General features: G+C 70.4%; 29 protein-coding genes. 21 read left to right on the top strand and 8 right to left on the bottom strand.

All coding sequences use genetic code 11. The features are described from left to right. Positions 1-133: 133 nt before the first annotated feature. Positions 134-679: a 2'-5' RNA ligase family protein gene (locus tag ACH01S_RS10870; protein WP_246236431.1), complete on the top strand. Its 546-nt coding sequence runs from the start codon at positions 134-136 to the stop codon at positions 677-679. Between the two features lie 106 nt (positions 680-785). After that, positions 786-1841, top strand: coding sequence for a YihY/virulence factor BrkB family protein (locus ACH01S_RS10865; protein WP_067888812.1), 1056 nt, complete (start codon positions 786-788; stop codon positions 1839-1841). Here the strand turns inward: ACH01S_RS10865 and ACH01S_RS10860 are convergent. Continuing rightward, positions 1811-2239: a nuclear transport factor 2 family protein gene (locus tag ACH01S_RS10860; protein WP_083980546.1), complete on the bottom strand. Its 429-nt coding sequence runs from the start codon at positions 2237-2239 to the stop codon at positions 1811-1813. The genes ACH01S_RS10865 and ACH01S_RS10860 overlap by 31 nt on opposite strands. Positions 2240-2371: 132 nt before the next feature. After that, a complete protein-coding gene (locus ACH01S_RS10855) occupies positions 2372-3634 on the bottom strand; it encodes a D-alanyl-D-alanine carboxypeptidase family protein (protein ID WP_246236430.1) in 1263 nt (420 codons plus the stop codon). A gap of 482 nt (positions 3635-4116) precedes the next feature. Here ACH01S_RS10855 and ACH01S_RS10850 point away from each other — a divergent pair, with 482 nt between their 5' ends. The 10 genes from ACH01S_RS10850 to ACH01S_RS10805 all read left to right on the top strand — a co-directional run bounded on the left by ACH01S_RS10850 (position 4117) and on the right by ACH01S_RS10805 (position 16740). Next, positions 4117-5283, top strand: coding sequence for a glutamate--cysteine ligase (locus ACH01S_RS10850; RefSeq protein ID WP_067888806.1), 1167 nt, complete (start codon positions 4117-4119; stop codon positions 5281-5283). 166 nt (positions 5284-5449) lie between these two features. Continuing rightward, complete coding sequence (locus ACH01S_RS10845; protein ID WP_246236429.1) at positions 5450-6952, top strand: amidohydrolase; 1503 nt, start codon at positions 5450-5452, stop codon at positions 6950-6952. Positions 6953-7317: 365 nt separating this feature from the next. Then, a complete protein-coding gene (locus ACH01S_RS10840) occupies positions 7318-8328 on the top strand; it encodes a BMP family lipoprotein (RefSeq protein WP_246236428.1) in 1011 nt (336 codons plus the stop codon). Between the two features lie 120 nt (positions 8329-8448). Continuing rightward, positions 8449-9987 (top strand): ABC transporter ATP-binding protein, encoded by a 1539-nt coding sequence (locus ACH01S_RS10835; protein ID WP_067888801.1) that lies wholly within the window; start codon positions 8449-8451, stop codon positions 9985-9987. Further along, positions 9984-11207: an ABC transporter permease gene (locus ACH01S_RS10830; protein WP_083980544.1), complete on the top strand. Its 1224-nt coding sequence runs from the start codon at positions 9984-9986 to the stop codon at positions 11205-11207. The genes ACH01S_RS10835 and ACH01S_RS10830 overlap by 4 nt, the downstream gene beginning before the upstream one ends. After that, complete coding sequence (locus ACH01S_RS10825; RefSeq protein ID WP_067888798.1) at positions 11204-12559, top strand: ABC transporter permease; 1356 nt, start codon at positions 11204-11206, stop codon at positions 12557-12559. The genes ACH01S_RS10830 and ACH01S_RS10825 overlap by 4 nt, the downstream gene beginning before the upstream one ends. Before the next feature lie 94 nt (positions 12560-12653). Then, entirely contained in the window at positions 12654-13061 is a 408-nt protein-coding gene (locus ACH01S_RS10820) for a cytidine deaminase (RefSeq protein ID WP_067888797.1), read from the top strand. A gap of 3 nt (positions 13062-13064) precedes the next feature. Beyond that, positions 13065-14333, top strand: a complete 1269-nt coding sequence (locus tag ACH01S_RS10815) for a thymidine phosphorylase (protein ID WP_067888794.1) — start codon at positions 13065-13067, stop codon at positions 14331-14333. A 42-nt stretch (positions 14334-14375) separates the two neighbouring features. Beyond that, positions 14376-14756 carry a hypothetical protein gene (locus ACH01S_RS10810; protein ID WP_067888792.1) on the top strand — a complete coding sequence of 127 codons (381 nt, stop codon included), beginning with the start codon at positions 14376-14378 and terminating at the stop codon, positions 14754-14756. A gap of 136 nt (positions 14757-14892) precedes the next feature. Continuing rightward, positions 14893-16740 carry a Xaa-Pro dipeptidyl-peptidase gene (locus ACH01S_RS10805; RefSeq protein WP_067888789.1) on the top strand — a complete coding sequence of 616 codons (1848 nt, stop codon included), beginning with the start codon at positions 14893-14895 and terminating at the stop codon, positions 16738-16740. 46 nt (positions 16741-16786) lie between these two features. On the opposite strand, the gene ACH01S_RS10800 is transcribed toward ACH01S_RS10805, so the two are convergent. Both ACH01S_RS10800 and ACH01S_RS10795 read right to left on the bottom strand, forming a co-directional pair. Further along, positions 16787-17071 carry a hypothetical protein gene (locus ACH01S_RS10800; RefSeq protein ID WP_067888786.1) on the bottom strand — a complete coding sequence of 95 codons (285 nt, stop codon included), beginning with the start codon at positions 17069-17071 and terminating at the stop codon, positions 16787-16789. A gap of 93 nt (positions 17072-17164) precedes the next feature. Then, positions 17165-17392, bottom strand: a complete 228-nt coding sequence (locus ACH01S_RS10795) for a hypothetical protein (RefSeq protein ID WP_148344087.1) — start codon at positions 17390-17392, stop codon at positions 17165-17167. 126 nt (positions 17393-17518) lie between these two features. On the opposite strand from ACH01S_RS10795, the gene ACH01S_RS10790 reads away from it, so the two are divergent. From ACH01S_RS10790 to ACH01S_RS46635, 5 genes are read left to right on the top strand one after another with little or no spacing between them, the layout of a single operon-like run. Beyond that, entirely contained in the window at positions 17519-18349 is an 831-nt protein-coding gene (locus ACH01S_RS10790; RefSeq protein ID WP_067888781.1) for a helix-turn-helix domain-containing protein, read from the top strand. After that, positions 18346-18558: a DUF397 domain-containing protein gene (locus ACH01S_RS10785; protein ID WP_067888778.1), complete on the top strand. Its 213-nt coding sequence runs from the start codon at positions 18346-18348 to the stop codon at positions 18556-18558. The genes ACH01S_RS10790 and ACH01S_RS10785 overlap by 4 nt, the downstream gene beginning before the upstream one ends. A 2-nt stretch (positions 18559-18560) precedes the next feature. Continuing rightward, a complete protein-coding gene (locus ACH01S_RS10780) occupies positions 18561-18764 on the top strand; it encodes a DUF397 domain-containing protein (protein WP_067888775.1) in 204 nt (67 codons plus the stop codon). Between the two features lie 8 nt (positions 18765-18772). Next, entirely contained in the window at positions 18773-18970 is a 198-nt protein-coding gene (locus ACH01S_RS10775) for a DUF397 domain-containing protein (RefSeq protein ID WP_306303238.1), read from the top strand. 2 nt (positions 18971-18972) lie between these two features. After that, entirely contained in the window at positions 18973-19425 is a 453-nt protein-coding gene (locus ACH01S_RS46635; protein WP_148344086.1) for a DUF397 domain-containing protein, read from the top strand. Here ACH01S_RS46635 and ACH01S_RS10770 read toward each other — a convergent pair. Then, positions 19377-19667 carry an EthD family reductase gene (locus tag ACH01S_RS10770; protein ID WP_067888768.1) on the bottom strand — a complete coding sequence of 97 codons (291 nt, stop codon included), beginning with the start codon at positions 19665-19667 and terminating at the stop codon, positions 19377-19379. The genes ACH01S_RS46635 and ACH01S_RS10770 overlap by 49 nt on opposite strands. A 97-nt stretch (positions 19668-19764) precedes the next feature. Between ACH01S_RS10770 and ACH01S_RS43345 the strand changes: the two genes are divergently transcribed. Next, positions 19765-19935, top strand: a complete 171-nt coding sequence (locus ACH01S_RS43345; RefSeq protein WP_157406277.1) for a hypothetical protein — start codon at positions 19765-19767, stop codon at positions 19933-19935. 432 nt (positions 19936-20367) lie between these two features. Here ACH01S_RS43345 and ACH01S_RS10765 read toward each other — a convergent pair whose 3' ends face one another. Then, complete coding sequence (locus tag ACH01S_RS10765; RefSeq protein WP_083980543.1) at positions 20368-21213, bottom strand: SCO6745 family protein; 846 nt, start codon at positions 21211-21213, stop codon at positions 20368-20370. A gap of 242 nt (positions 21214-21455) precedes the next feature. Here ACH01S_RS10765 and ACH01S_RS10760 point away from each other — a divergent pair, with 242 nt between their 5' ends. After that, a complete protein-coding gene (locus tag ACH01S_RS10760; RefSeq protein ID WP_246236427.1) occupies positions 21456-21923 on the top strand; it encodes a BP74-related protein in 468 nt (155 codons plus the stop codon). Positions 21924-22000: 77 nt separating this feature from the next. Here the strand turns inward: ACH01S_RS10760 and ACH01S_RS10755 are convergent, their stop codons facing one another. Both ACH01S_RS10755 and ACH01S_RS10750 read right to left on the bottom strand, forming a co-directional pair. Continuing rightward, positions 22001-22603 carry a hypothetical protein gene (locus ACH01S_RS10755; protein WP_067888765.1) on the bottom strand — a complete coding sequence of 201 codons (603 nt, stop codon included), beginning with the start codon at positions 22601-22603 and terminating at the stop codon, positions 22001-22003. Positions 22604-22723: 120 nt separating this feature from the next. After that, positions 22724-23371 (bottom strand): MOSC domain-containing protein, encoded by a 648-nt coding sequence (locus ACH01S_RS10750; RefSeq protein WP_067888763.1) that lies wholly within the window; start codon positions 23369-23371, stop codon positions 22724-22726. A 177-nt stretch (positions 23372-23548) separates the two neighbouring features. On the opposite strand from ACH01S_RS10750, the gene ACH01S_RS10745 reads away from it, so the two are divergent. Next, positions 23549-23902 (top strand): cupin domain-containing protein, encoded by a 354-nt coding sequence (locus ACH01S_RS10745; protein ID WP_067888760.1) that lies wholly within the window; start codon positions 23549-23551, stop codon positions 23900-23902. A 102-nt stretch (positions 23903-24004) separates the two neighbouring features. After that, positions 24005-24517 (top strand): hypothetical protein, encoded by a 513-nt coding sequence (locus ACH01S_RS10740; RefSeq protein WP_067888757.1) that lies wholly within the window; start codon positions 24005-24007, stop codon positions 24515-24517. The last annotated feature ends 334 nt before the right edge of the window (positions 24518-24851 follow it).

Raw genomic sequence — 24851 nt, 5'->3', positions numbered from 1 at the left:
CCGTCCGGCGCGCGCGAACGATGCGGGGGGGCGCCCCCCCGCACCCCCCGGAACGCCCCGCGACGGAGCCGCGGAGGGCCCGAACGAGGTGCCCCCCGCGGCCGCCGCGTCCGCTGTGCCCCCTGTGCCTGCTGTGTCCCCTGTGCCCGCCGCGCCCGGCGGGGGAGTGCGCGCGATCGGCGTCGCCATCCCGATCCCCGACCCGCACGGCGCGTTCCTGCAGGCCAGGCGCGCCTCGTTCGGCGACCCGATGGCGCACGCCATCCCGACGCACATCACGCTGCTGCCGCCGACCGAGGTCGGCGACGACGAACTCGCCGCCATCGAGGAGCACCTCAGGGAGATCGCGCGCACCGAGCGGCCGTTCCAGATCAAGCTCCGCGGCAGCGGAACGTTCCGACCGGTCTCACCGGTCGTGTTCGTCGCGCTCGCCGAAGGAATCGGCGGCTGCGAGCGCGTCCAGGCAAGGGTTCTGTCGGGGCCGCTGGCCCGGCCGCTGCCCTTCCCGTACCACCCGCACGTGACGATCGCCCACCACCTCCCGGACGACGTCATGGACCGCGCGTTCAAGGATCTGGCGTCCTACAGCGCCGACTTCGACGTGTGGGGCTTCGCCCTGTACGAGCACGGGCTGGACGGCGTGTGGCGCCCCCAGCGCGACTTCGTCTTCCGCGGCTGAGCCCGCCGAGCGCGTCGGCGCCCGTCCGCGCTGGTCACGGACGGTCGTTTACCACTCGATTACGGTCTGCCGCATCGAGTTACCGCATCCGGGTACGTTGCGGTACATGCGCCAGGCGATCAGCGGGGTCCAGCGGAAGGCCGACGCCCTTTTCGGCGGCGCGAAGGACGCGTTGCGCGGCGCCCGCGCGCGGTGGCGCTGGGTCGACCACCAGGCGCGGGCGCTGCGGCGCTACCAGGAGCGGCGCGGCGACCGGCTCGCCGCCGCCCTCACCTGCTACGGGTTCCTGTCCTTCTTCCCGCTGCTGGCGCTCGCGTACGCGCTGCTCGGCTACCTCGTCGGGATCAGCGCGCAGGCGCGCGACTACTTCGTCCGGGCGGTGAACTCGCTGCTGCCCGGCCTGTCCGAGGACCTCCAGGTCGAGCAGATCGCGCAGTCCAAGACGGCGGTCGGGATCATCGGGCTCGTCGCGCTGCTCGTCACCGGGCAGGGCTGGGTGCAGGTGCTGCGCGAGGCGCTGCGCGACATGTGGGGGTACGAGCCGGGCGGCGGCGGGAACTTCGCCGTCAAGCGGGTGTGGGACGTGGGCGTCCTCGCGTTCCTCGGCGTCGTGCTGATCTGCGGGATGGCGGTCTCGACGGTGACGACGTCGGCGACGCACACCGTCCTCGGCTGGGTCGGGCTGCAGGACGTCCCCGGCGCGGGCACCGTCCTGCGGCTGCTGTCGCTGGCCTGCGCGACCGCGTTCAACACCGTGATCTTCCTGGTGCTGTTCACCCGGCTGTCGGGGACGCGGGCGCCGTGGCGGCGGATCTTCCGGGGCGCGCTGTTCGGCGCGGTCGGGTTCGAGGTCCTCAAGCAGACCGCCTCGCTGCTCCTCGCGCGGACGACGCAGAACCCCGTCTACGGCACGTTCGCCGTCCTGGTCGGGCTGATGGTGTGGATCAACATCGTGTCCCGGTTCACGCTGTTCGTCGCCGCCTGGACGGCGACCCGCCGCGTCGTCCTCACGGCCGACGCCGACGCCGGGCTCGGCCCGGACGCCAACGCGCTGGCGGCGGCCGAGGAGCCGGCGCCGGCACCGCCGGCCGAGGCCGAGCCGCGGCCCGAGGTGAAACCGCCGTCGCCGGGTCAGGACCAGAAGGCGTCGTCGGCGTACTGATCTTCGGCCAGCGTCCGGATCTCGGTGATCCGGCCGCCGGCGAGGCGGAACAGGTCGACGGCGCGGCCGTCGAGGACGCGCCCCGGCCGCTCGGCGTAGGTCTGGACGAGCGCCGCCCCGTACTCCTCGTTCGCCATCACCGCGTACGGCTCGGCGCGGAACGTCCCGCCGGACAGCTCGAACAGCCGGACGTAGAAGCCGAGCACCTCGGCGGGCGTCCGGTACTCCCCGGCGAGCGGCCCGTTTCCCGGGACGCGGTGGACGACGTCGTCGGCGAGCAGCCCCCGGATCAGGCCCATGTCGCCCTTGGCGAAGGCGGTGTAGCCGTCCTTCAGCAGGGCGACGTTCGGATGTTCGAGCGCGGGCCGGTCGGACGTGCAGACGTACATGTCGGACATGCCGGGCTTCCCTTCGCGCTTTCCCTCGCGCCTTCCCGCCACCGCGAGCCTAGGCCCGCCCGGGCGCGCGGGCCAGCGTCCGCGACCGGCGGGGAACGAACCTTTACCGCAGGCCGAAGGATGGGCGCGGGGTCAGCGGCCGGGGTCGTCGGACGCCGCCGCCGACCGGTACCGCGGGCCCTCAAGCCGCCTGCGCCGCCGCAGCACCACGAACAGGACGGCGATCGCCAGCAGCGCGCCCACCGTCCCGCCGCCGACGAGCAGCCACAGCCGGTCGGTGCCGTTGGAGGCGAGCGGCTCGTCCGGCAGCATGCCGTCGGCGCGGTCCTTCTCCGAGCTCTTCGGGGTGCCGGGCGCGACGAGGACGCCCACCGGCTGCACCTTGCCGCGCGCGGCGAAGCCCCAGTCGAGCAGCTTGGCCGCGTACGGGGACGGCGGCCGGTCCGCCTTCATCAGCGCGATCACGACCGTGTGCCCGCCGCGCCGCGCCTCGGCGACGAACGTCTGCTGCGCGGCGACCGTGTACCCGTTCTTGCCGCCGATCATCCCGGCGTACGCCTCGCGCTCGCCCGGCAGCATGTGGTTGTGGGTGTGGATCGGGTACCCGCCGACCTTCTTGCCCTTCTTGAGCTCCTTCTTGGTCGGCGGAGCCGGGAACTTGAAGTCGATCGCCCGCATGTAGGACAGGTAGGCCGGGTTCCGCATCCCCTCGCGCAGGACGAGCGCCAGGTCGTACGCCGACGTGTGCTGGGTGCGGACGTTCAGCCCGAGGTCGGTGTCGAGCCCGTTCGGCGACCCGGCGAGGGTGTCGTGCGCGTTGATCCGCTTCGCCTCGGCGTTCATGTCGGCGAGCGTCTTGCGCATGCCGCCGTTGGCCTCGGCCAGCGTCATCGCGGCGTCGTTGGCCGACATCATCAGCATCGCGTGGAACAGGTCGGAGACCTTGTACTGCATCTTCGGCGTCAGCCCGACCTTGGTGCCCTCCACGTCGCAGGCGTGCTGCGACGGCCGGACGAGGCGCTTCGCGTCCAGCTTCGGGATCAGCGCCAGCGCGGTCAGCGTCTTGATCGTGCTGGCCGGGAGGTACCGGCCGTGCGCGTCCTTGGCGGCGAGGACGTCCCCGGTGTCGGCGTCCGCGACGACGTAGGAGCCCGCGTTGATCTTCGGCAGCGCGGGCACGCCGGGCGCCCGGTTGACGACGACGCCGCGGCCGGCGAGCTGCGGGCCGCCGAGCGGGCCCGCCGGGTCGGCCGTGGGCCCCGCGGCCGTCGGCGCCGCGGTCGCGGGCGCCGCCACGAGGACGGGCCCCGCGGTCAGGGCGACCGCGGTCAGCGGCACGGTGATCATCGTCACGGCGCGGCGGACGTCCGTCCGCTCCCGTCGCTCTGCTCGCAAGCTTCCGACGCTCCTTGATCCCGTGGAAGCCCGATCGCTCCCCACGCGCATGCGCGTACCGCCCATGACTCCCCCGAAGACTAGGCGACGTATCCGGCGAAGGGGTACCCGAACATGAACACGGCAAGCGCAGGACGTACACGACGCCGGACGCACTCCGGTGGTGCACGGTATGTAACGGACGCCCCCTATCCGTTACGCTTAGTCGCCGCAGGTATTTTGGGACGCACTGACTAGTTCGATCGGATGGTGCCCCAGACAAGATCAATGACCGAAAAGTATGGCACGGGATGCCCGCCGACCCTCCGCATGAGTCAATTGATCCGCAAAGGGCATGAGACCCGGCAGGGCGGGGAGCACGGACGCCATCATGGAACGAACACGTGACCTGGACCGGCGTTTGTCCAGGCTTAGGGACCCGCTGGCTGAATTGCGCCACGTGCCACGCAACGACCTGCAAGGATTGTGGACGGAGGTTGGCCGTGGCCATTGACTTCAACGCATCGGACGGGGCGACGCTGGGCGTCGAGTGGGAGATCCAGCTCGTCGATGCGGAGACCAGGCACCTGCGGCAGGACGCACGCGAGGTGCTCGCCGCCCTGCCGTCGCTCAGCGAGAACGGCGACAACCCGCCCGTCCGGCACGAGCTGATGGAGTCCACGGTCGAGGTCGTGACCGGGATCCGGCACACCGTCGCCGAGGCCAAGGCCGACCTCGCCGGGACCCTCACCGCCCTCCGGTCCGCCGCCGCCGACCGCGGCATCGCGCTGGCCTGCACCGGCACCCACCCGATCAGCGACTGGCGGGACGCCGTGATGGCGCCCACGCGGCGCTACGCCGAGCTGATCGAGGAGATGCAGTGGCTCGCCCGCCGCATCCAGACGTTCGGCGTCCACGTGCACGTCGGCGTCTCCGACGGCGCGAAGGCGATCCCGATCGTGAACGCGCTGTCGGCCTACCTACCGCACTTCCTCGCGCTCACCGCGTCCAGCCCGTTCTGGAAGGGCAGCGACACGGGGCTCGCGTCCAGCCGCGCGGTCGTGTTCGGCCAGCTCCCGACGGCCGGTCCGCCCCACCTCCTGGACGACTGGGCCGCGTTCGAGGATTACATGGACACGCTCCTGCGTTCGGGAACCATAAGGAGCATCAAAGAGGTGTGGTGGGACATCCGCCCGCATCCCGACTTCGGCACGGTCGAGATCAGGATGTTCGACGGGATCCCCACCATGCGCGAGGTCGGCATGGCGGTGGCGCTGTGCCAGAGCCTGGTCACGCTGTTCGAGCAGCAGCTCGACCGCGGGTACACGCTCCCGCGGCCGGCGGCGTGGGTCGTCCGCGACAACAAGTGGCGCGCCACCCGGTACGGGCTCGACGCCATCGTCATCACCGACGACACTGGGAGCACCGCCCCGCTGCGAGACGACCTCTACGAGCTGATCAGGGAACTGGAGCCGGTCGCCGACCGGCTCGGCTGCGCCGAGGAGCTCAAGGTCGCGGGGGAGGTACTGGAGCACGGGGCGCCGTACGAGCGGCAGCGCGCGATCCGCGCCGAGGGCGGGACGCTGGAGAACATCGTCGACGCTGCGATCACAGAGCTCGCGGAGGACAGGTTCGTCACACTGGGGGAGGTCGCACATGCCGGAGCGTGAGGACCCGGCCGGACGCGGGTCCGACCCCGGGGACGCGGTCCGCGAGGCAGGACGTGGGGCAGAACGCGAGACCGGCCGCGGGGCGGGCCGGGACGCGGGCACCGAAGCGAACACCGACACCACCGGGCGGAGACCCTTCGGCTCCGCCGTCGCACAGGGGGCGCACATGACACCACACCCGGCACCAGGGGTGATGCCCGGCCTTGAGCCGCCCGCCGCCTCGGGGCCGACCGGCCCGGGGGCCCGCGGCACCGAGGCCCACGGCGCGGGCGCGCCCGGCGCGGGGGCGGGGGAGGCGGCCGAGACCGCCCGCGGTTCGCTGCCCGCCGAGACGCTCGCCGCCGAGAACCCCGCCGACGAGAGCGTGACCGGCCGCATCGTGCCGACCCCGGCCGTCCCGGGCGCGGCGTCCGCGGGCTCGGCCGTGCTCGGCGGCGCGGTGCTGCAGCCGCAGCTCGACGCGTTCCTCGCCGCGCACGAGGACGAGCTGATCGCGTTCCGCCGCGACCTGCACATGCACCCCGAACTCGGCTACGCCGAGCACCGCACCACCCGCAAGCTCGCCGAGCGGCTGCGCGCGGCGGGCCTGCGGCCGGTGATCCTCCCCAAGGGCACCGGGCTGTTCTGCGACATCGGCCCCGCCGACGGCACCACGGTCGCGCTGCGCGCCGACATCGACGCCCTTCCCCTCCAGGACGAGAAGGAGAAGGCCCCCTACCGCTCGACGGTCCCCGGCGTCGCGCACGCGTGCGGCCACGACGTCCACACCGCGATGGTGCTGGGCGCGGGCCTGTTCCTCGCCCAGCAGGCGGAGGCGGGGCTGCTGCCCGGCCGCGTCCGGCTGCTGTTCCAGCCCGCCGAGGAGACCCCGGGCGGCGCGCTCGACGTGATGGCGGCGGGCGGCATCGTCGGCGTCGACCGCGCGTTCGCGCTGCACTGCGACCCGCGCATCGAGGTCGGCCAGCTCGGCCTGCGCACCGGCCCGATCACCGCGGCCTGCGACAAGGTGTACGTCAAGGTCACCGGGCCCGGCGGGCACACCGCCCGGCCGCACCTGACCGCCGACCTCGTGTACGCGCTCGCCAAGATCGTCACCGAGCTGCCGTCCGCGCTGTCGCGGCGGGTCGACCCGCGCTCCAGCCTGTCGCTGGTGTGGGGACGGGTGTCGGCCGGGTCCGTCGCGAACGCGATCCCGGACGACGGCATCGCCGAGGGAACGGTCCGCTGCCTCGACGACGACGCCTGGCACCGCGCCCCCGAGATGATGAAGGCGCTGCTCCAGTCGGTCGCCGCCGCCTACGACGTGGAGGCGTCGCTGGAGTACGTCCGGGGCGTCCCGCCGACCGTGAACGAGGCGGCCAGCGTGCAGATGTTCCGCGACGCGGCCGCGCAGGTCATCGACGAGGAGGGCGTCGTCCCGACCCCGCAGAGCCTCGGCGGCGAGGACTTCGGCTGGTACCTGGAGTCGATCCCGGGCGCGCTCGCCCGGCTCGGCGTCCGCACCCCCGGCTCGCCGGGCGAGTACGACCTGCACCGCGGCGATTTCGACGTCGACGAGCGCTGCCTCGCGGTCGGCGTCCGGGTGCTGAGCGCGACCGCGCTGACCGCGCTGTGGGAGGGCGGGCGTCCGGGCGACGCCGAGCCGATCGAGGGCGCCGCCCTTGCCTAGCCGACGGCGTCATGACGACCTGGGCCAACGGCCCGAGGTAAGACCTGGAGTGGCGGTCCCGCGCAGCGAACACTCACCCTGCGGACACGCTCACTCCGGGTAATCTCCGTCTCCGCGACTCCTCGCTGGCCGGGAGCGGCCGTCCGTGCCCTGACCTGGGGTGCTGACCTGTGGCGATATGCGTACGCCTTGGTAACGGAGCTGTTGCGAAACGGTGCACGCGGGAAGTTTGCCCGCATTCGCGGGGTAGCGTCCGATCGATTTCGGTGACCGTACCGGTCGCCGGACCGTGGGTGGGGAACGGAAGGAGCGCTACCTTGCGCCGTGGATTGAAGATTTCGCTCGTCACTCTCACGGGTGCGGCGTTGACGCTCACGGCCTCCGCGTGCGGCGGCAAGAAGGCCGACAGCGGCGGCGACGACAAGGACGGCAAGAAGACCCTCAAGATCGGGCTCGCCTTCGACATCGGCGGGCGCGGCGACCAGTCGTTCAACGACTCCGCCGCCGCCGGGCTGGACAAGGCCAAGCAGGACCTGAGCGTCCAGACCGAGGAGATCTCCGCCAAGCCGGACGAGCCGGACGCTGACAAGGAGTCCCGCCTGCGGCTGCTGGCGAACAAGGGCTACAACCCGGTCATCGGCGTCGGCTTCGCCTACACGGCTTCGATCGTCAAGGTCGCCAAGGACTTCCCGAACACCAAGTTCCTCGTCGTGGACGCCGACCAGTGCAAGGTCGAGGGCGCGAACGTCAGCGGCGCGTGCTTCGCCGAGGAGCAGGGCTCGTACCTGGTCGGCGCGGCGGCGGCGCTGAAGTCCAAGTCCGGGACGATCGGGTTCATCGGCGGCGTCAACGTCCCGCTGATCCAGAAGTTCTTCGCCGGGTACCAGGCCGGGGCGAAGAAGGCGAAGCCGGGCATCAAGATCCTGCCGCCGAAGTACCTGACGCAGCCGCCGAACTTCAACGGCTTCAAGGACACCGGGCTCGGCAACGAGGCCGCGAAGGGCCAGCTCGACGCGGGCGCGGACGTCATCTACCACGCCGCGGGCGGCGCCGGGATCGGCGTGATCAACACGGTGGGCGCGGCCGGCAAGTGGGCCATCGGCGTCGACTCCGACCAGTACAACCAGCCCGCGGTCGCCGGGGCGAAGCAGCACATCCTCACCTCGATGCTCAAGCACGTCGACCTCGCCGTGTACGACTTCGTGGAGAGCGTCGCGAAGGGCACCTTCCAGGCCGGCACCAAGCAGTACGACCTGAAGAACGACGGTGTCGGCTACTCCACGACCGGCGGCAACGTCGACGACATCAAGGCGAAGCTGGACGAGCTGAAGGCCGACGTCGTCGGCGGCAAGATCACGGTTCCGACGAAGGCCTGACCCCTTCCCGTCCGGCCGGAGCGGCGCGGCCGGGCGCCATCCGCCGATGGCGCCCGGCGCGGCCCGGCGCGGCGGCGGGGCGGCGCGCGTCCAGGATCCGAGGCGGGAGGAGGGGCACTCGTGCCTGAGCAGGTGCCGGCCGTGCGGCTGACATCGATCACCAAGCGGTTCCCCGGTGTGGTGGCGAACCGCGACATCAACCTCACGATCGAGCGCGGCGAGGTGCACGCGCTGTGCGGTGAGAACGGCGCCGGCAAGTCCACCCTGATGAAGATCCTCTACGGCATGCAGAAGCCGGACGAGGGGACGATCGAGGTCGAGGGCGAGCAGGTCTCCTTCCGCACCCCGGCGGACGCGATCGCCCGCGGCATCGGCATGGTCCACCAGCACTTCAAGCTGGCGGACAACCTGACCGTCCTGGAGAACGTGGTGCTGGGCGCCGAGCCGCGCGGCGCCGGGTGGCGGCGCGGCCGGATCGACTTCGCCGCCGCCCGCGCGAGGATCACCGAGATGTCGCGGGCCTACGGGCTGCACGTCGATCCGGACGTGCTGGTCGAGACGCTCGGCGTCGGCGAGCGGCAGCGCGTCGAGATCCTCAAGGTGCTGTACCGGGGCGCCCGCGTCCTGATCCTGGACGAGCCGACGGCGGTACTCGTCCCGCAGGAGGTCGACGAGCTGTTCGGCAACCTGCGGGAGCTGCGGGCCGAGGGCCTGACCGTGCTGTTCATCTCGCACAAGCTGGACGAGGTGCTGACCGTCGCCGACACCATCTCGGTGATCCGGCGCGGGACCACGGTCGCGACCCGGCTCGACCCGGGGGAGGTCACGTCCCGGCGGCTGGCCGAGCTGATGGTCGGATCGGAGCTGCCCACCCCGGAGCTCCGCGAATCGACCGTGACCGAGGAGGTCCAGCTCGACGTCGCCGGGCTGACCGTCCTCACCCCGGAGGGGCGCCCCGTCGTGGACGAGGTGTCCCTGCGCATCCGGCGCGGCGAGATCGTCGGGCTGGCGGGCGTCGAGGGCAACGGGCAGTCCGAGCTGATCGAGACGATCATGGGCGTCCGGCACGCCGACTCCGGAACGATCCGCTACGGCGGGGAGGACGTCACCCACTGGCCGACCCGGCGGCGCCGCGAGGCGGGCATCGCCTACATCCCGGAGGACCGGCACCGGCACGGGCTCGTCCTGGAGGCGACGCTGTGGGAGAACCGCATGCTGGGCCACCAGACGCAGCGGCCGAACGTGCGCGGCCCGTGGACGGACCGGCGCGGCGCCCGCCGCGACACGACCCGGATCGTCCGCGACTACGACGTCCGGACGCCGGGCATCGAGGTGCCCGCCGCCGCGCTGTCCGGCGGCAACCAGCAGAAGCTGATCGTCGGCCGGGAGATGTCCGGCGACCCGCACCTGCTGATCGCCGCGCACCCGACGCGCGGCATCGACGTCGGCGCCCAGGCCGCGATCTGGGACCACCTGCGGCAGGCCCGGGCCGCCGGGCTGGCCGTCCTGCTGATCAGCGCCGACCTTGAGGAACTCATCGGTATGTCCGACACCCTGCACGTGATCCTGCGGGGACGGCTGGTCGCCGAGGTCGACCCCCGCACCGTCACCCCCGAGGACCTGGGCGCCGCGATGACCGGCGCGGGAGCCGCCACATGAGCGACCCGAAGGACCCGGACCTCGCCGCGAAGTCGCCGGACGCGCCGGGCCCGCCGGAGGTGCCGGAGCCGGTGCCCGCGTGGAAGGCGATCCTGCGCGGGCTCGGCCCGCGCGGCCTCGGGCTGCGGATCGGCGCGCCGGTGCTGGCGCTGCTGATCTCGCTCGGCATCACGATGATCCTGCTGCGGGTCACCGGCGCCGACCCGGTCAGCTCCATCCAGAGCATGATCGACTACGGCACGACCAGCAACTCGATCGTCGACATCGTCAACCGCGCGACCCGCTACTACCTGTCCGCGGTCGCGGTGGCGATCGGGTTCCGGATGGCGCTGCTGAACATCGGCGTGGACGGCCAGTATCGGCTGGCCGCGTTCCTCGCCGCCGCGCTCGGCGGCGCGCTCACGCTGCCCGCGCCGCTCGGCCAGCTGCTGGTGATCGTCGCGGCGATGGTGGTCGGCGGGCTGTGGGCGGCGATCGCGGGCGTGCTGAAGGTGACGCGCGGGGTCAGCGAGGTGCTGTCCACGATCATGCTGAACGCGATCGCGACCGGGCTGATCGCCTACCTGCTGAACGACCAGCGGCTCGCCGAGCTGCGGCCGGGCAGCAACAACGTCGCGACCCCGAAGATCCCGTCGGACGGGCGCGTCGGATCCCTGAACGGCTTCCTGTCCTCGATCGGGATCGACCTGCCCGGCGACGTGTACGGCCTGCTGCCGCTCGCGATCGTCGTCGGCGTCGTGTTCTGGGTCGTGATCAACTACACCCGGTTCGGGTTCGACCTGAAGGTGTCGGGGCTGTCGCAGTCCGCCGCGCAGGCGAGCGGGGTCAACGCCCGGCGGATGATCGTCTACACGATGATCGCGTCCGGCGTGGTGGCCGGGCTGATCGGGATGCCGGAGCTGCTCGGCGCGTCCTACGAGTACTCGCTGAACTTCCCGGCCGGGCTCGGCTTCACCGGGATCACGGTCGCGCTGCTCGGCCGCAACCATCCGGCGGGCATCGCGCTCGCCGCGCTGCTGTTCGCGTTCCTCGACCAGACCTCCGACGTGCTGCAGGAGGTCGACGTGCCGAAGGAGATCGTCGGGGTGATGCAGGGCGTGGTCGTGCTGACCGTCGTCATCGTGTACGAGCTGGTCAGACGCTGGGAGATCAGGCTCCAGCAGCGGACCGTCGCCGCCGAACTGGCCACCGGCCGCGACCTGGCCCGGGAGGCGTCGTGACCGCGGCGGCGGAGACGGTCTCGCCGGCCAAGGCCGCGAGCGGCGCGCGGCGGTTGCGGTGGCCGCACTACCTGCTGATCGCGTCCGGGCTGCTGGTGCTGCTGTCGCTGGTCCGGGTGATCGACGACGCGGACCCGGTGACGTCCAGCGGGACGGTCAGCGCGTCCCTGCGGCTCGCCGTCCCGATCTTCCTCGCCGGGCTCGGCGGGCTGTGGTCCGAGCGCTCCGGCGTGATCAACATCGGGCTTGAGGGCATGATGATCCTCGGCACCTGGACGGGCGCCTGGGCCGGCTACCAGTGGGGCCCGTGGATCGGCGTCCTCGCCGGGATCATCGGCGGCGCGCTCGGCGGGCTGCTGCACGCGATCGCGACCGTGTCGTTCGGCGTCGACCACATCGTGTCCGGCGTCGCGATCAACATCCTCGGGCTCGGGCTGACGCAGTTCCTCGCCGGGCTGATCTTCGACAAGGGCGAGGCGAAGGCGCTCGGCGGCGGGCCCCGGCAGTCCCCGCCGGTCGACCCGATCAACACGCTGACGCTGCCGGTGCTGTCCGGCGGGAAGGTCGGCGGCTGGGAGAGCCCGGACTGGCTCGGCTCGCTGGAGCGCCACCACTGGTTCCTCGTGTCCGACCTCGCGGGCATCGTGCGCGGGCTGACCAGCGACATGTCGCTGCTGACGCTGGTGGCGCTGCTGCTCATCCCGCTGAGCTTCGTCGTCCTGTGGCGGACGCCGTTCGGGCTGCGCATCCGGTCCTGCGGCGAGGACCCGTACGCCGCCGAGTCGCTCGGCGTGCACGTGTACCGGATGAAGTACGCGGCCGTCATCATCTCGGGCGGGTTCTCCGGCCTCGCGGGCGCGTTCCTCGTCACCGTCGCCGCCCCCCTCTACCAGGACGGCCAGACCAACGGCCGCGGCTTCATCGGCCTCGCCGCCATGATCTTCGGGAACTGGCGGCCGGGCGGGCTCGCCGCCGGGTCGCTGCTGTTCGGCTACACCGACGCGATGAACGTGCGCGGCGGCGGGCAGTCCGTCCACGCGCTGCTGCTGTTCGTCGCGGTGCTGCTGATCGGCGTCGCGATCTGGCAGGGGTTCCGGGCGACGCGGCTGCGGCCGGAGGTGGTCACCGACCTCGGCCGCCGCGAGCTGCGGGGCGCCTACGTCGGCGCCGCGCTGTCGCTCGTCGCGGCGGCGGCGCTGCTGGTCTGGTTCCTGATGAGCGAGATCGTCCCGGGCGAGCTGGTGTCGTTCACACCGCACCTGACGACGCTTCTCGTCCTGGCCCTCGCGAGCCAGCGGCTGCGAATGCCCGCCGCGAACGGCCTTCGATATCGGCGGGGTGAGGCCCGCTGACCGGTGGCTGGAACGGAGCGCTAGCGGAGTGGAAGCCACCGGTCGGCGCTCTCGGGGGGTTTGGGGGGTCGTCCCCCCAGAAAGGAAGAGCCTCATGGAGATCGACTGGTCCGCCTTGCGCGACGCCGCGCGGGACGCGATGAAGCGCGCCTACTGCCCGTACTCCGGGTTCCCGGTCGGCGCCGCCGGGCTGGCGGCCGACGGACGGATCGTCACCGGCTGCAACGTCGAGAACGCCGCGTACGGGGTCGCCCTGTGCGCGGAGTGCGGGCTCGTGTCCGCCCTGCACGGCCCCGGCCGTCCGGCGGAGAACCCGCGGCTGCTCGCGGTCGTCGTCGTCGACGGGCACGGGACGACGCTGATGCCGTGCGGGCGCTGCCGCCAGCTCCTCTGGGAGCACGGCGGCGCGTCCATGCTGCTGGAGACGACCAAGGGGATCCTGCCCATGTCGGACGTCCTGCCGGACGCGTTCGGCCCCGACGACCTGATCGAGAGGGCGTGATCGGTGGACGCGATCGACGTCATCCGCGCCAAGCGCGACGGCGGGGCGCTCACCCCCGAGCAGATCGACTGGGCGGTCGACGCCTACACGCGCGGCGCGATCGCCGAGGAGCAGATGGCCGCGCTGGCGATGGCGATCCTGCTGAACGGCATGTCCCGCGCGGAGGTCGCCCGCTGGACCGACGCGATGATCCGCTCCGGCGAGCGGATGGACTGGTCGTCGCTCGACCGTCCGACCACCGACAAGCACTCCACCGGCGGCGTCGGCGACAAGATCACGCTGCCGCTGGCGCCGGTGGTGGCGGCGTGCGGGGCGGCCGTCCCGCAGCTGTCCGGGCGGGGCCTCGGCCACACCGGCGGGACGCTCGACAAGCTGGAGTCGATCCCCGGCTGGCGGGCGTCGCTGTCGAACGCGGAGATGCTGGACGTCCTGCGCGCTGCGGGCGCGGTGGTCTGCGCGGCGGGCGGCGGCCTCGCCCCCGCCGACCGCAAGCTCTACGCGCTGCGCGACGTGACCGGGACGGTGGAGTCGATCCCGCTGATCGCGTCCTCGATCATGTCCAAGAAGATCGCGGAGGGGACGGGCGCGCTCGTCCTGGACGTCAAGGTCGGCTCCGGCGCGTTCATGAAGACGGCCGAGCAGGCGCGCGAGCTGGCCGAGACGATGGTCGCGATCGGCGCCGACCACGGCGTCCGCACGACCGCGCTGCTCACCGCGATGGACCGGCCGCTCGGCGCGGCGGTCGGCAACGCCGTCGAGGTCGCGGAGTCGGTGGAGGTGCTCGCGGGCGGCGGGCCGTCCGACGTGGTGGAGCTGACGCTGACGCTGGCCCGGGAGATGCTCGACGCCGCCGGGCTCACCGCGAAGGACCCGGCGGACGCGCTGAAGGACGGCTCCGCCATGGACGTCTGGCGCCGCATGATCGCCGCGCAGGGCGGCGACCCGGACGCGCCGCTGCCGTCCGCGCGCGAGACGCACACGGTCACGGCGCCGTCGTCCGGCGTCCTGACCGGCCTGGACGCCTACGGCGTGGGCGTCGCCGCGTGGCGGCTCGGCGCGGGCCGCGCCCGCAAGGAGGACCCGGTGTCCGCGGCCGCGGGGATCGTCTGCCACGCCAAGCCCGGCGACACGGTCACCGCGGGCGCGCCGCTCCTCACCCTGCACGCCGACGACGCGTCCCGCATCCCCCGCGCCCTCGAATCGCTGGACGGCGCGTTCGAGATCGGCGGCGCCTCGTCCCTCCATCCCCTGATCATCGACCGCGTCTCCTGATTCCCTTTCGGACGCGGAATCGCAATAGAAGGAAGGGCGTCCATGGGTGTCGCGCGTCCGAAGGACTGGGTGCCGAACCGTCCCCTGCAGGACTCCAGGTTGGCGTGGGAGGCGGCGCGTCCCGAACTGGCGCGGCGCGCCACGCCCTGGTGGACGGTGCCGTTGCGCGTCCTCAGCGCTGGCGCCACGGCCAACGCCCTCAGCAGGAGCCGGACGCGGGGCGACACGGTCGGGGACGCCCGGAAGATCTCGAACGAGGCGTCCAGCGGGCGGCTCGCGACGTTCGCCATTCCCGTCGACGTCGTCACCGACCGGCTGAGCCCGGCGGAGCGGAAACTCCTGCGCGCCGAGGGCAGGCTTCCCGACTGGTTCTTCGACGCCGTGGAACAGGAGCGCCGGGCGCGGCGAAAGCGCCGCTCTTGACGGTGCCTGAGCGCGCGGATCCGCCTACGAAACGCCACCGCCGCAACCAGCAGGTTTGTTAACAATTACCGTTGACCGTCCCCATTCGCCGCCGGAAGGCTGATCAGGTTTCTTTCAGTGATCAGGGGAGCGGACGTTGAGACACAGACTCCTGCCCGTCGCGGCACTGGCGGGCCTGACCGGCCTCGTGGCGGGCGCACTGCCCGCCAATGCCGATACGGCGCGTCCTCACATCGTCGTCAAGGACGGCAAGACGCAACCCGTCTTCTCCTTCAAGGACGCCGTTCGCGAAAAGGTGTTCGTCGAGACCACGGTGGACAGTGACGGGGACGGGAAACGCGACCGCGTGTCCATTTACGTCACTCGTCCGAAGGAGACGGACGGCGGACTGAAGGTCGCCTCCATCATCGAGGGCAGCCCGTACTACGCGGGCCTCCAGGACCCGCCCTACCACCCGGCCGACGTCACCGACTATCCGCGCCTCGCGAAATGGACGCCGCCGCCCGGGCCGCCCGGCCCGGCGAACTACGCGTTCCCGTACTACGACAATTACTTCGTCTCCCGCGGTTACGCCTTCATCGCCGCCGACACGCTCGGCACGGGCGACTCCGACGGCTGCCCCACCGCCGTCGGCCCGAACGAGGCGCAGGGGATGAAGTCCGTCATCGAATGGCTCGCGGGCAAGGGGACCGCCTACGACGAGAACGGCAAGAAGGTCCGGGCGGGCTGGTCGACCGGGAACGTTGCAATGGCGGGCAAGTCCTATGACGGGACGCTTCCGCTCGCCGCCGCCGCGACCCGCGTCCCGGCCCTCAAGACCGTCGTGTCCGTCTCCGGCGTCTCCAACTGGTACGACGAGTACCGCGCCAACGGCGGAGTGGTCGCGCCCGACGGATGGGAGGGCGAGGACCTGGACCTGCACGCCAAGGCCGTCCTCAGCCGCAAGGACCCGGCCGTCTGCGCGCCCGTCATGCACGACCTCGAAAAGAAGATGGACCGCGTGACCGGCGACTACAACGCCACCTGGGACGCGCGGAACTTCGCCAAGAGCGCGCCGAAGTTCCGCGCCAGCGTGTTCCTGACGAGCGGCCTCGCCGACTGGAACGTCAAGCCGATCCAGATGTCCCAGCTCTGGGACGGCCTCAAGAAGGCCGGAGTCGATCGGAAACTCTGGATCCACCAGGGCGCCCACGACGACCCGCTGGACATTCGCCAGAGCGCCTGGCTCGAAACCCTGAACCTCTGGTTCGCGCACGAGCTGTACAACGTCCGCAACGACATCATGCGGCAGCCGCGCGTCGACCTCGAACGCACTCCCGGCAATTGGGAGACGCACAGGGAATGGCCTGACCCGTCCGCCCGTCCCGTTTCCCTGGGCCTGAACGCCAAGGGCCTCGGCACGCGCGGGAACGGCACGCAGCAGCTCGTGGACGACCCGTCCCGCAAGGCCGAGGACCTCGCCGCCAAGCCGGACGAGGCCGACCCGAACCGGCTGATCTACCTCACGCCCGCGCTGACCAAGGCGACGAAGCTGAGCGGCACGGCCAGCGTCAAGCTGCGCGCCTCCGTCGACGGCCGCTCCCCGTACCTGTCGGCGGTGCTCGTCGACTACGGCACGGACGAGCGCGTCTCGGGGTTCGTGCCCACGTCCGACAGGTGGTGCTACGGCGACTCGATCCCCGGCAACGAGGGATGCCGCGCCGTCCGCAAGTACACGACGGCGGTCACCCCGTTCAAGATCGTGACCCGTGGCTGGCTGGACGTCCGCAACCGCACGTCCATCTGGCGCAGCACCCCGGTGAAGGCGGGCAAGGACTACACCTTCTCCTGGACGATGCAGCCGTATGACTACGTCTTCAAGCCCGGCCACCGCATCGGCCTGATGGTCCTCGCCACCGACCACGCGTACACCTTGCGCTACCCGGCGGGCACCAAGGTGAAGGTAGACCTCCACAACAGCACCCTGACCCTGCCCCTCCACTAGCAAGAGGTCGGCCCCGCCGCTTGGATGCGGCGGGGCCGTCCTGTCTCTAGGCCAATTCCCGGACGAGCACGGCCACGACACCGTCCACGTTCCGCACGGACCCGATCGTCCGCCCGTCCGCCCAGGTGAACCACCAGTCCGCCCGGAGGAAGTCGCACCCGACCTCCACCAACCGCTGCGGCGCGTCCACCCGGACGACACTGATCCACGAGACCCCGCGCCGTTCCACGACGCCGCACGCGAGCTCGGGGTGCGCCTCGATGGCCGTCCGCAACTCGCCCAGGTGCGCCTGCCGGTCACTCCGCACCGGCAGCACGTTCTGCCACTCCATGACCTCACCTCTCCGTGTGGGACGACGCGGCCGGTGAACCGGGGGGAGGGCCACCGGCCGCGCCGCGTTCGATAGGCGGCATGGCCGCCGCGTTCACCCGTTCCTGACCCGCGCCTTCTCGGCCTGCCGGATCAGCGCCTTCCGGAGCAGGGGCGCGCTGGGAAGCATCAGCGTCGGCTCGACCCCGACCTTGGGGTCATGGAGGCTGGCGACCCACTCACCGAGCCCGCCGTCCCGCCTGACGGCCCGCCAGATCCGCCACCCACCAAAGTCGTCCCGAAGCCGCCCCAGTTCCCGTTCGTCCCGCGCCTGCACATCCATCCCAAACCTCTGGTCGCTCACCTGCCGATTTCGTGTGACCACCATCACGTAGATGAATTACGCTCTGCTACAGAGCGAACACAACAACGCGCCAACCAAGATCGGCGCTGACCCGAGGAACCCCCGATGACCGTCGAGACGGGCCCCCACACTCGCGATCCGCTCATCCAAACGTTCGGCGTAGTCCTGCGCGGCTATCGAGAGGCCGCGGGCTTGTCCCGGCCGCAGTTGGCGGACGCCCTCGGCTGCACCCCCGCCTGGATAGAGAAAATGGAGACGGGCACCAAGCCGTCGCTCGCCTCGGCGATGGACCTGGACACCTACTTCAAGATCCCCACGAAGCCCTTCCAGAAGATCGCGGAAGAGATCGAGCGGATGGGCAAGCGCCTGGCGTTCCCGCCGGGCTTCCCGGGCTTCGTGGAACAAGAGGCCCGCGCGACAGCGATTTACGGCTTCGAGTCACAGTTGATCACGGGGCTCCTGCAAAAGGAGGCGTACGCCAGGGCGATCATGGACGCCGGTCAGGTCCCGGAGGAGCTTGACGCGCTTGTGGCCGCGCGGCTGAGCAGGCAGGCAATACTTGAGAAGGCCAAGCCGCCCCGCATCTGGTTCGTGATCGACGAGTCTGCTCTCTATAGGCCGGCCGGAGGTCGCGGGGCCCTGCGCGAGCAGTTGGCCTACCTCGCCCACGTGATGATCCACTCCCCGGGCATCCAGGTCCGCATACTGCCGTATGACTCGGTTACCTGGGCAAGCCTCGATGGCTCCTTCCAGATCCTGGAGTTGCCTGATGGGCACAAGGCCGCCTACTTGGAATCTCCTGGATCAGGTCAGTTGATCCACGAGCCGAGTATGGTCGAAGCGACCTTGGTACGTTTCCATCTCGTCATGGGAGAGGCCCTCCCTGCCAGTGCCTCCCTCAAACTGGTGACGAGGGTATTGGAGAGTTACGAATGAGCTTCCAAGCCAAGTCGGCGATCCAGTGGCGCAAGAGCAGCCGTAGCGGCGGCCAAGGGGGTGCTTGCGTGGAAATTGCGGAACTTGCCGCTGCCATTGCGGTGCGTGACTCCAAGGACCCGGAGGGGCCCAAGCTCACATTCGACACCGCGTCGTGGCATGCGTTCACGCGCCGTGTGAAGTCGAGCGAGTTCGACCTGGAGCGCTAGCCATGACCGCGTCGGACGTCCCCTGGCGCAAGAGCAGCCGCAGCAGCGGCCAAGGCGGCAACTGTGTCGAGGTCGCGAACCTCGGTGCGAGAGTCGCGCTGCGCGACTCGAAGGATCCGGACGGGCCCAGTCTGGCATTCGACGTCACGGCTTGGCGTGCGTTCACGTGCCGTGTGAGGTCGAGCGAGTTCGATCTGGAGCGCTAGCCATGATCATGTCGCAAGCAAACTGGCGCAAGAGCAGCCGCAGCTCGCAGTACGGCGGCGAGTGCGTGGAGGTCGCCCATGTCGCCTCCTCGGTAGCGGTTCGTGACTCCAAGGACCCGGACGGGGCCAGGCTTGAGTTCGACGCGACGTCCTGGCGCGCGTTCATGCGCGGCGTGAAGTCGAGCGAGTTCGACCTGGAGTCGTAACCATGGCCGTCTCGGACGTCCTCTGGCGGAAGAGCAGTTACAGCAGTGGCCAGGGCGGTGATTGCGTGGAGGTCGCGAACCTCACATCGGTGGTTGCGGTTCGTGATTCCAAAGACCCGAACGGCCCGATGTTTGTATTCCCTGCCACGGCTTGGCGTGCGTTCACGCGCCGTGTGAAGTCGAGCGAGTTCGATCCGAGGTGCACCATGAACACATCGAACGTTCAGTGGCGAAAGAGCAGCCGCAGCGACCAGCACGGTGGCGAGTGTGTTGAGGTCGCGAACCTGGCGTCGATGGTCGCGGTTCGTGATTCTAAGGTCCCCGATGGGCCCAGGCTGGCGTTCGACCTGGCGTCGTGGCGTGCGTTCACCTGCCGCGTGAAGTCGAGCGACAACAGTCGTCGTCCCTATCTGACAACGTCTCCCATGACCACGTCGGGGCGCACGTTGGTGTAGTTGGCGACATCAACCCTGATCTCGGCGCCCTTTTCGGCCATCGCTGCGTCGAACGCTTGGGCGCTCGACACGAGCGCCCAACCAATCGCCTCGTACGGACCACTGGTGATCTTGTCGGCGCCCCAGCTCTGACAGGCGTCGCCGAGCGCGGCGGCGAGCATCGGCATGTGCGTCGACGTGTAGTAGTCCATGTCAAACGTCGACTCGTCGGTCTTCGGATAGAGGAACGTCACGCGGATCATTCGCAGAGTGTCGCATGCTGATCGGGATGGTCCGTTACCCAGACCGCCTTACTGGCCCACCGCCCAGGCGTCCGATCCCTGGACTGGGCCCAGCCCGGTGCCGACATCAGCCCCGCAGACGTCGGTGGGCGTCGATCCCGCCGTCGAGTTGGTGCCCGTGGGCCCGAACCCGGTGAAGGTGATTCCGGTGGCCGTGTGCTACGAGGCCACCGCCCAGACCGCCACCATCAACATCTGGCTCCGCGCCCTCACCAACAAGGCTTTCTAAACACGGCCTCGTTGCTTGGGCTGGCGGCCGATTGTGTCCATTACGTGTGGCCCGCTCTTTGCTACGAGTTGTCGCACCGTCGGGCGTCCCTCGCTGGGAGAACGCGTTGAGCGTTAGCTGATAAGGCGTCCAAGGCAGGGCTTGATGTGCGTTGTGGGCTTTTTGGTGGCTCGTGGTTCCTGGGGGCGTCCACCCTGCGGCGCGCGGTTGGTATCGGCAGTCGGCCGGGGCACATGCGAACCACTCGGCGATCTCTCTTGCGGTCATTCGCGCCACTTCCTTGACGTTACCGAACAGCTCGAGCTGAAAAGCTTGGACGGTGACAGGGATAGGCGGACCAGTGAAGCGGCGCAGGATGGACCGGCCAGGAACCACGAACCGATCCCATATTAGGCCACGGCATCAGGGCGACGATCGGGTGTGATTCAGGAGTTACGTGGGGCGGGGGACGCCGATGGGGTTGGGGAAGGGGATCTCGCCTGTTTCGGCTAGGGCGCGGGCGAACGGTTTCAGGAGTTCGTGGACGGTTTCGGGGGCGTCCAAGGCCAGGTAGGGCGGGGCGGCCAGGGCGTCTGTTCGGTCTTCTATCTCGGTGCGCAGGGCGCGGCCCTTTTGGGTGACGCCGTTCTCGTCCAGGAGGCCGCGGGTTGTCAGGGTGGCGACTCCATTCGTCCATTCCTCGGCTGACCAGCCTCGGCTGTCTCGGATCCTGTCCGTGGGGACCAGGTCCATCGCGGATGCCAGGACGTTGGCTTCCAAGCCGTTCAAGCCGGCGGACGTCAACGCCGCGACGTGGCCGTCGCCTCGGTGTTCGCGCAGGGTGGTCGCCAATTGCCAGAGGGCCTCGACCGGGTCTTCGGGGAGGGCTAGGTCGCGGTTGGCCGCGAACAGGACACGTCCGGCGGCGTCGGCCGCGTCCACCACGGCGCGAAGGGGCGGTATGGCTTTGGGGGCGACGGCTTCAATTTCCGGGGCCACTCGGCGGAGTGCCTTCGCCGCGGTGGCGCTGCGGGTTCGGAGGATGTCGGCCGGGGACGCGAAGCTCCACGCGTCGGGTATCGCGCGCCGGACGCGGGACGGGTGGAAACCGAAGAAGGACGCCTCGATCACCCCGGCCGGGACGGGGCCGAGCGGCGCGCCACGGCTCCCGAAATAGCCCATCCAGAATCCCTTGAGGCCGATCTCCTTGGCGCCGTCCAGGCATTCCGGCGAGAAGTACGTGACGGCGTGAATCGGTTCGAGGACCATCCAGAAGTCCCGTGCGACGGACGCGTCCACCCTGACTCCCCTCCGCTAGGCATCCCGTCGAACGCTAAGCGCCCGGCCATCGTGGGGCAATCCCGGCTTCTTGCTTGGCTTGGTGGACGACCGGGTGTTACTTAACGTCACAGCATATCCACCATGCGTGGCCACGGGGGCGAGAATGCCGGAAGTGGACGCGAAGAGTAGTCGATCATTCGCTCTGGGTATGCGTCGGTCGGACCGGATCACGCCGGTCCGCCGACTCCCATGGAGGGACCTTGTTCCAGTTCACTGCCCCGTTGCTGACGGCGAAGCGGCGCCTGCGGGCGCTCGCCGCGGCGGTCGCCGTCGCCGTGGTCGCACCGCTGACCGTGGGCGTCGCGCCGCCCGCCCGCGCCGACGTGGCGGCGTACTTCGTCTTCACCGACATCACCCGGGAAGAGGCCGTCCTCAAACTCACCGACCCCGCCAAGATCCAGCACGCCCGCGACCTGGTCAACGGCGAGACCACCGACCGGCCGCACATCCTCGGCAGGATCCTCAAGCGCCAGGCCGACTACAACCCGCGCTGGAGTTACCACTACAACCCCGACACCGTCGATTTCTTCGACGTCGCCATCGAGGTCTGCGACGCCACCATTCCCTATGTCGAAGACCACCTGGACGAGGCGGGCGGCGCGTTCCTGCCCGGCCTGGTCTGGTGCCCCTGGACGTCCCGGCTGATCCGAGAGATCCCCGCGCCGTGACCTAGCGCGACTTCGCGCCGACGAGAAAGGGCCGCCCCCGAGGCGAATCGGCTCGGGGGCGGCGCTCTGGTTCTGGCTCAGACCTTGGTGACCTTGAAGTCGTAGGTCCAGAACCACCTGACGTGCCCCGTGCCGAGGTAGTGGCGTTGGACGCCGTCCCACTTGCACGTGTACACCTTGTGGTTGGGCCAGTGGATCTTGCCGCGCGTCTCGTAGGCGTTGAAGACGTACTTCTTGTAGACGAGACCGGCGCGAACGGAGTAGTGGCCCTTCTTCGTCAGGTTCTTGGTGAAGGTCCTGTTGATCGTGCGGGCCTCCGACACGTTGATCCCGATCGTCGCGCCGATGTCGGCCTTCGAGATGCCGAACGTCGCGTCGATGGCGGTGGTGCGCGTCGCGCTCACGCTGAGCGACAGGCTGGAATTGGGGCCATAGGCGGAGGCCCGGAACTCGGAATTGTTCGGCCACTCGTACTGGGTGCCGACGAACTTCCTGTACTGGGACCATTTCTTGATTACGCAGGGTTGGCCCTCGCTGGCCTTCTTCTGCGCGGACGCCCCCGCCACGGCCGACACGTTCTTCGCGGCCGGCTCGTCGTCACCCTGTGCGAGGACGATCGTCCCTCCGACGACCGTCGCCGTTGCGCCCACCGCCGCGATCGCCGCGAATTTCTTCATCATTCTGCTGCGCCCCTCGAATTCGCTGGTTCCTTGATCGAGCAAAAGGAACGCTACGAATTCGGGTCGCCCCGCCTCTAGGGCCCTAGGGCCCCTACGCCCATCCCGGGGACCCCAAACCCTTTAGTCGGTGCGGCGGCGGACGACGTCTTTCGCATATTCGGGGAGGGCTTCGACGTGCAGCAGGCGCGGGAGCAATTCGGGTTCGTTGGTGAGGGCGCGGAACGCGACGGCCACCGTCACGTCGTGGTCCGGGCGGTGGACGACCTCCACCGGGTCGGCGGCGCGGATCTCGCCCGGTTCGATCACCCGCAGGTACGCGCCGGGGCGCGCCTCCGCCGTGAACCGCTTGATCCAGCCCTTCTCCTCCAGCCAGCCCTGGAAGGTGGCGCAGGGGATGCGCGGGAGGCTCACCTCCAGCACGACCCGCGCGCCGAGCCGCCACCGCTCGCCGATCAGCGCGCCGTTCACGTCGATCCCGGACGTGGTGAGGTTCTCGCCGAACACGCCGTTCGGCAGCACGCGGCCGAGCTCGTCCGCCCACCGGTCGAGATCCTCCCGCGCGTAGGCGTAGACGGCCTGGTCGGGGCCGCCGTGGTTGCGCGTGTCGTACACGCGGTCCCCGGCGAGGCCCACCTCGCCCGTGTCCTCCGAGACGGGGGCGGCGACCATGACCGGGCCGTCGACCGGACGTTTGTCGATGCCCGTCAGCTCGGGCGCCTGCCAGTGGTTGGTGCGCGGCCTGCCGACGTTGACCGAAAGGAGCTTCACAGGGCGACGATACGGAGCCGCCCCGTCCCGCCGCGACTCGATTTCCGGCGGGCGGGGGCGGGGGTGGCGGGGAAATGCCGATTCTTGACCCGCGTCCGGGCGATGGGGTGTCCCGGTCTCCTTGACGCATGTCAGGGCCGGTGCGAGCGTGGAAACGATGGTGAAAGGGGGACCATCATGACGGAAATCAAGAGCATCGAGAAGCCGGACGAGCGCCGCGACTTCCCACGGGGGCACATCGAGATCCTCAACATGTCGGGTCTGGTGTTCGGCCGCGCCACGTTCGAGCCCGGATGGCGCTGGACGGAATCGGTGAAGGACATCGCCGGAACGGACCTCTGCGAAGTCCACCACAACGGCTACGTCGTCCAGGGACGGATGCGCCTGCTCATGCGGGACGGCTCGGAAGGCGAGGTCGGCCCCGGGGACGTGTTCGTCCTCCCGCCGGGCCACGACGCCTGGGTCGTCGGCGACGAACCCTGCGTGATGTTCGACTTCGCGGGCAACATCGGCGACTACGCGAAGGCATAGAGAACCTGACCCGCGCGACGCTCGCCCCGTCCCCGGTCCAGCCGGGACGGGACGGGCGTTAGCCTGACCGCGGACGAAACTCCGCCGGTAAAGGACCCCTGAATGCCCGTCGAATACGAGTACGTGGGGCCTCCCGAGATTCTGGCGGCGGTGCGCCCCGGTAGTGGGGGGACGCGGGTAGATTCGGGCGGTGACTTCACCGCCTGGTGGGCCACGCTCGCTGAGGACGAGTCGGCGGAGCCCTTCACGTTCGTCGTCGGACTGGACGGGGTGCTGCGGCTCGCGCCCCGGCGCAGCGAGCACGTCGCCTGCGCGGACGGCCGGGCGGTGCTGAGCGCAGGCGAGATCGCCTTCGTCCTGGAGGACGGCCGCCACCGCGTGGACGGGATCAGCAACCAGTCGACCGGGTACTGCCCCGACCCGGCCTCGTGGCCCGCCGTCGCCGCGGCGCTCGACCGGGTGGGGCTGCCGCACCCGGGGCATTTCACCGACCCGATCATCTTCCGCCGCTGTGCCGAGTGCGGGGAACGCAACCTTGTCAAGGACGGCCACTTCTTCTGCGCGGTCTGCGCCGCCGAACTGCCGTCCACCTGGAACCTTAGCGCCGAGAAGTAAGGGCGAATGCGACCGTCCGCGGGCGCGGGAAAACGCCGGTCGTTTGGGGCGGCCGAAACGGTCCATGACTAACGCGGGGCCGACCGTAAGCAATGGTCCTGCGGGGCGCCGGCAAAGGAGACCCGCGGGCGAAACCACCGTGCCGGATCCGCCAGTGAGCAGAGCCCGTTTATCACGTTTCGCCGGAAGGGGGGGCTGGCGGACGCACGGCAGCGTGCCGTCCGCCCGCGCCCGGCCCCGGGGGCGAGCGGCGTCCGGAGCCCTGTTCCGGTACTCGATTCCGCCGCCGCCCAGCCCGCTTTCGCCGATTCCGGCGTTGTCCTCCGGCTGATCA

Origin of the sequence: Actinomadura chibensis NBRC 106107 (genome assembly GCF_001552135.1) — a bacterium.
In the GTDB taxonomy this organism is placed as follows: Bacteria; Actinomycetota; Actinomycetes; order Streptosporangiales; family Streptosporangiaceae; genus Spirillospora; species Spirillospora chibensis.
The sequence above is the reverse complement of the archived record's forward strand: the minus strand, read 5'-3'. Positions and strand labels throughout refer to the sequence as shown.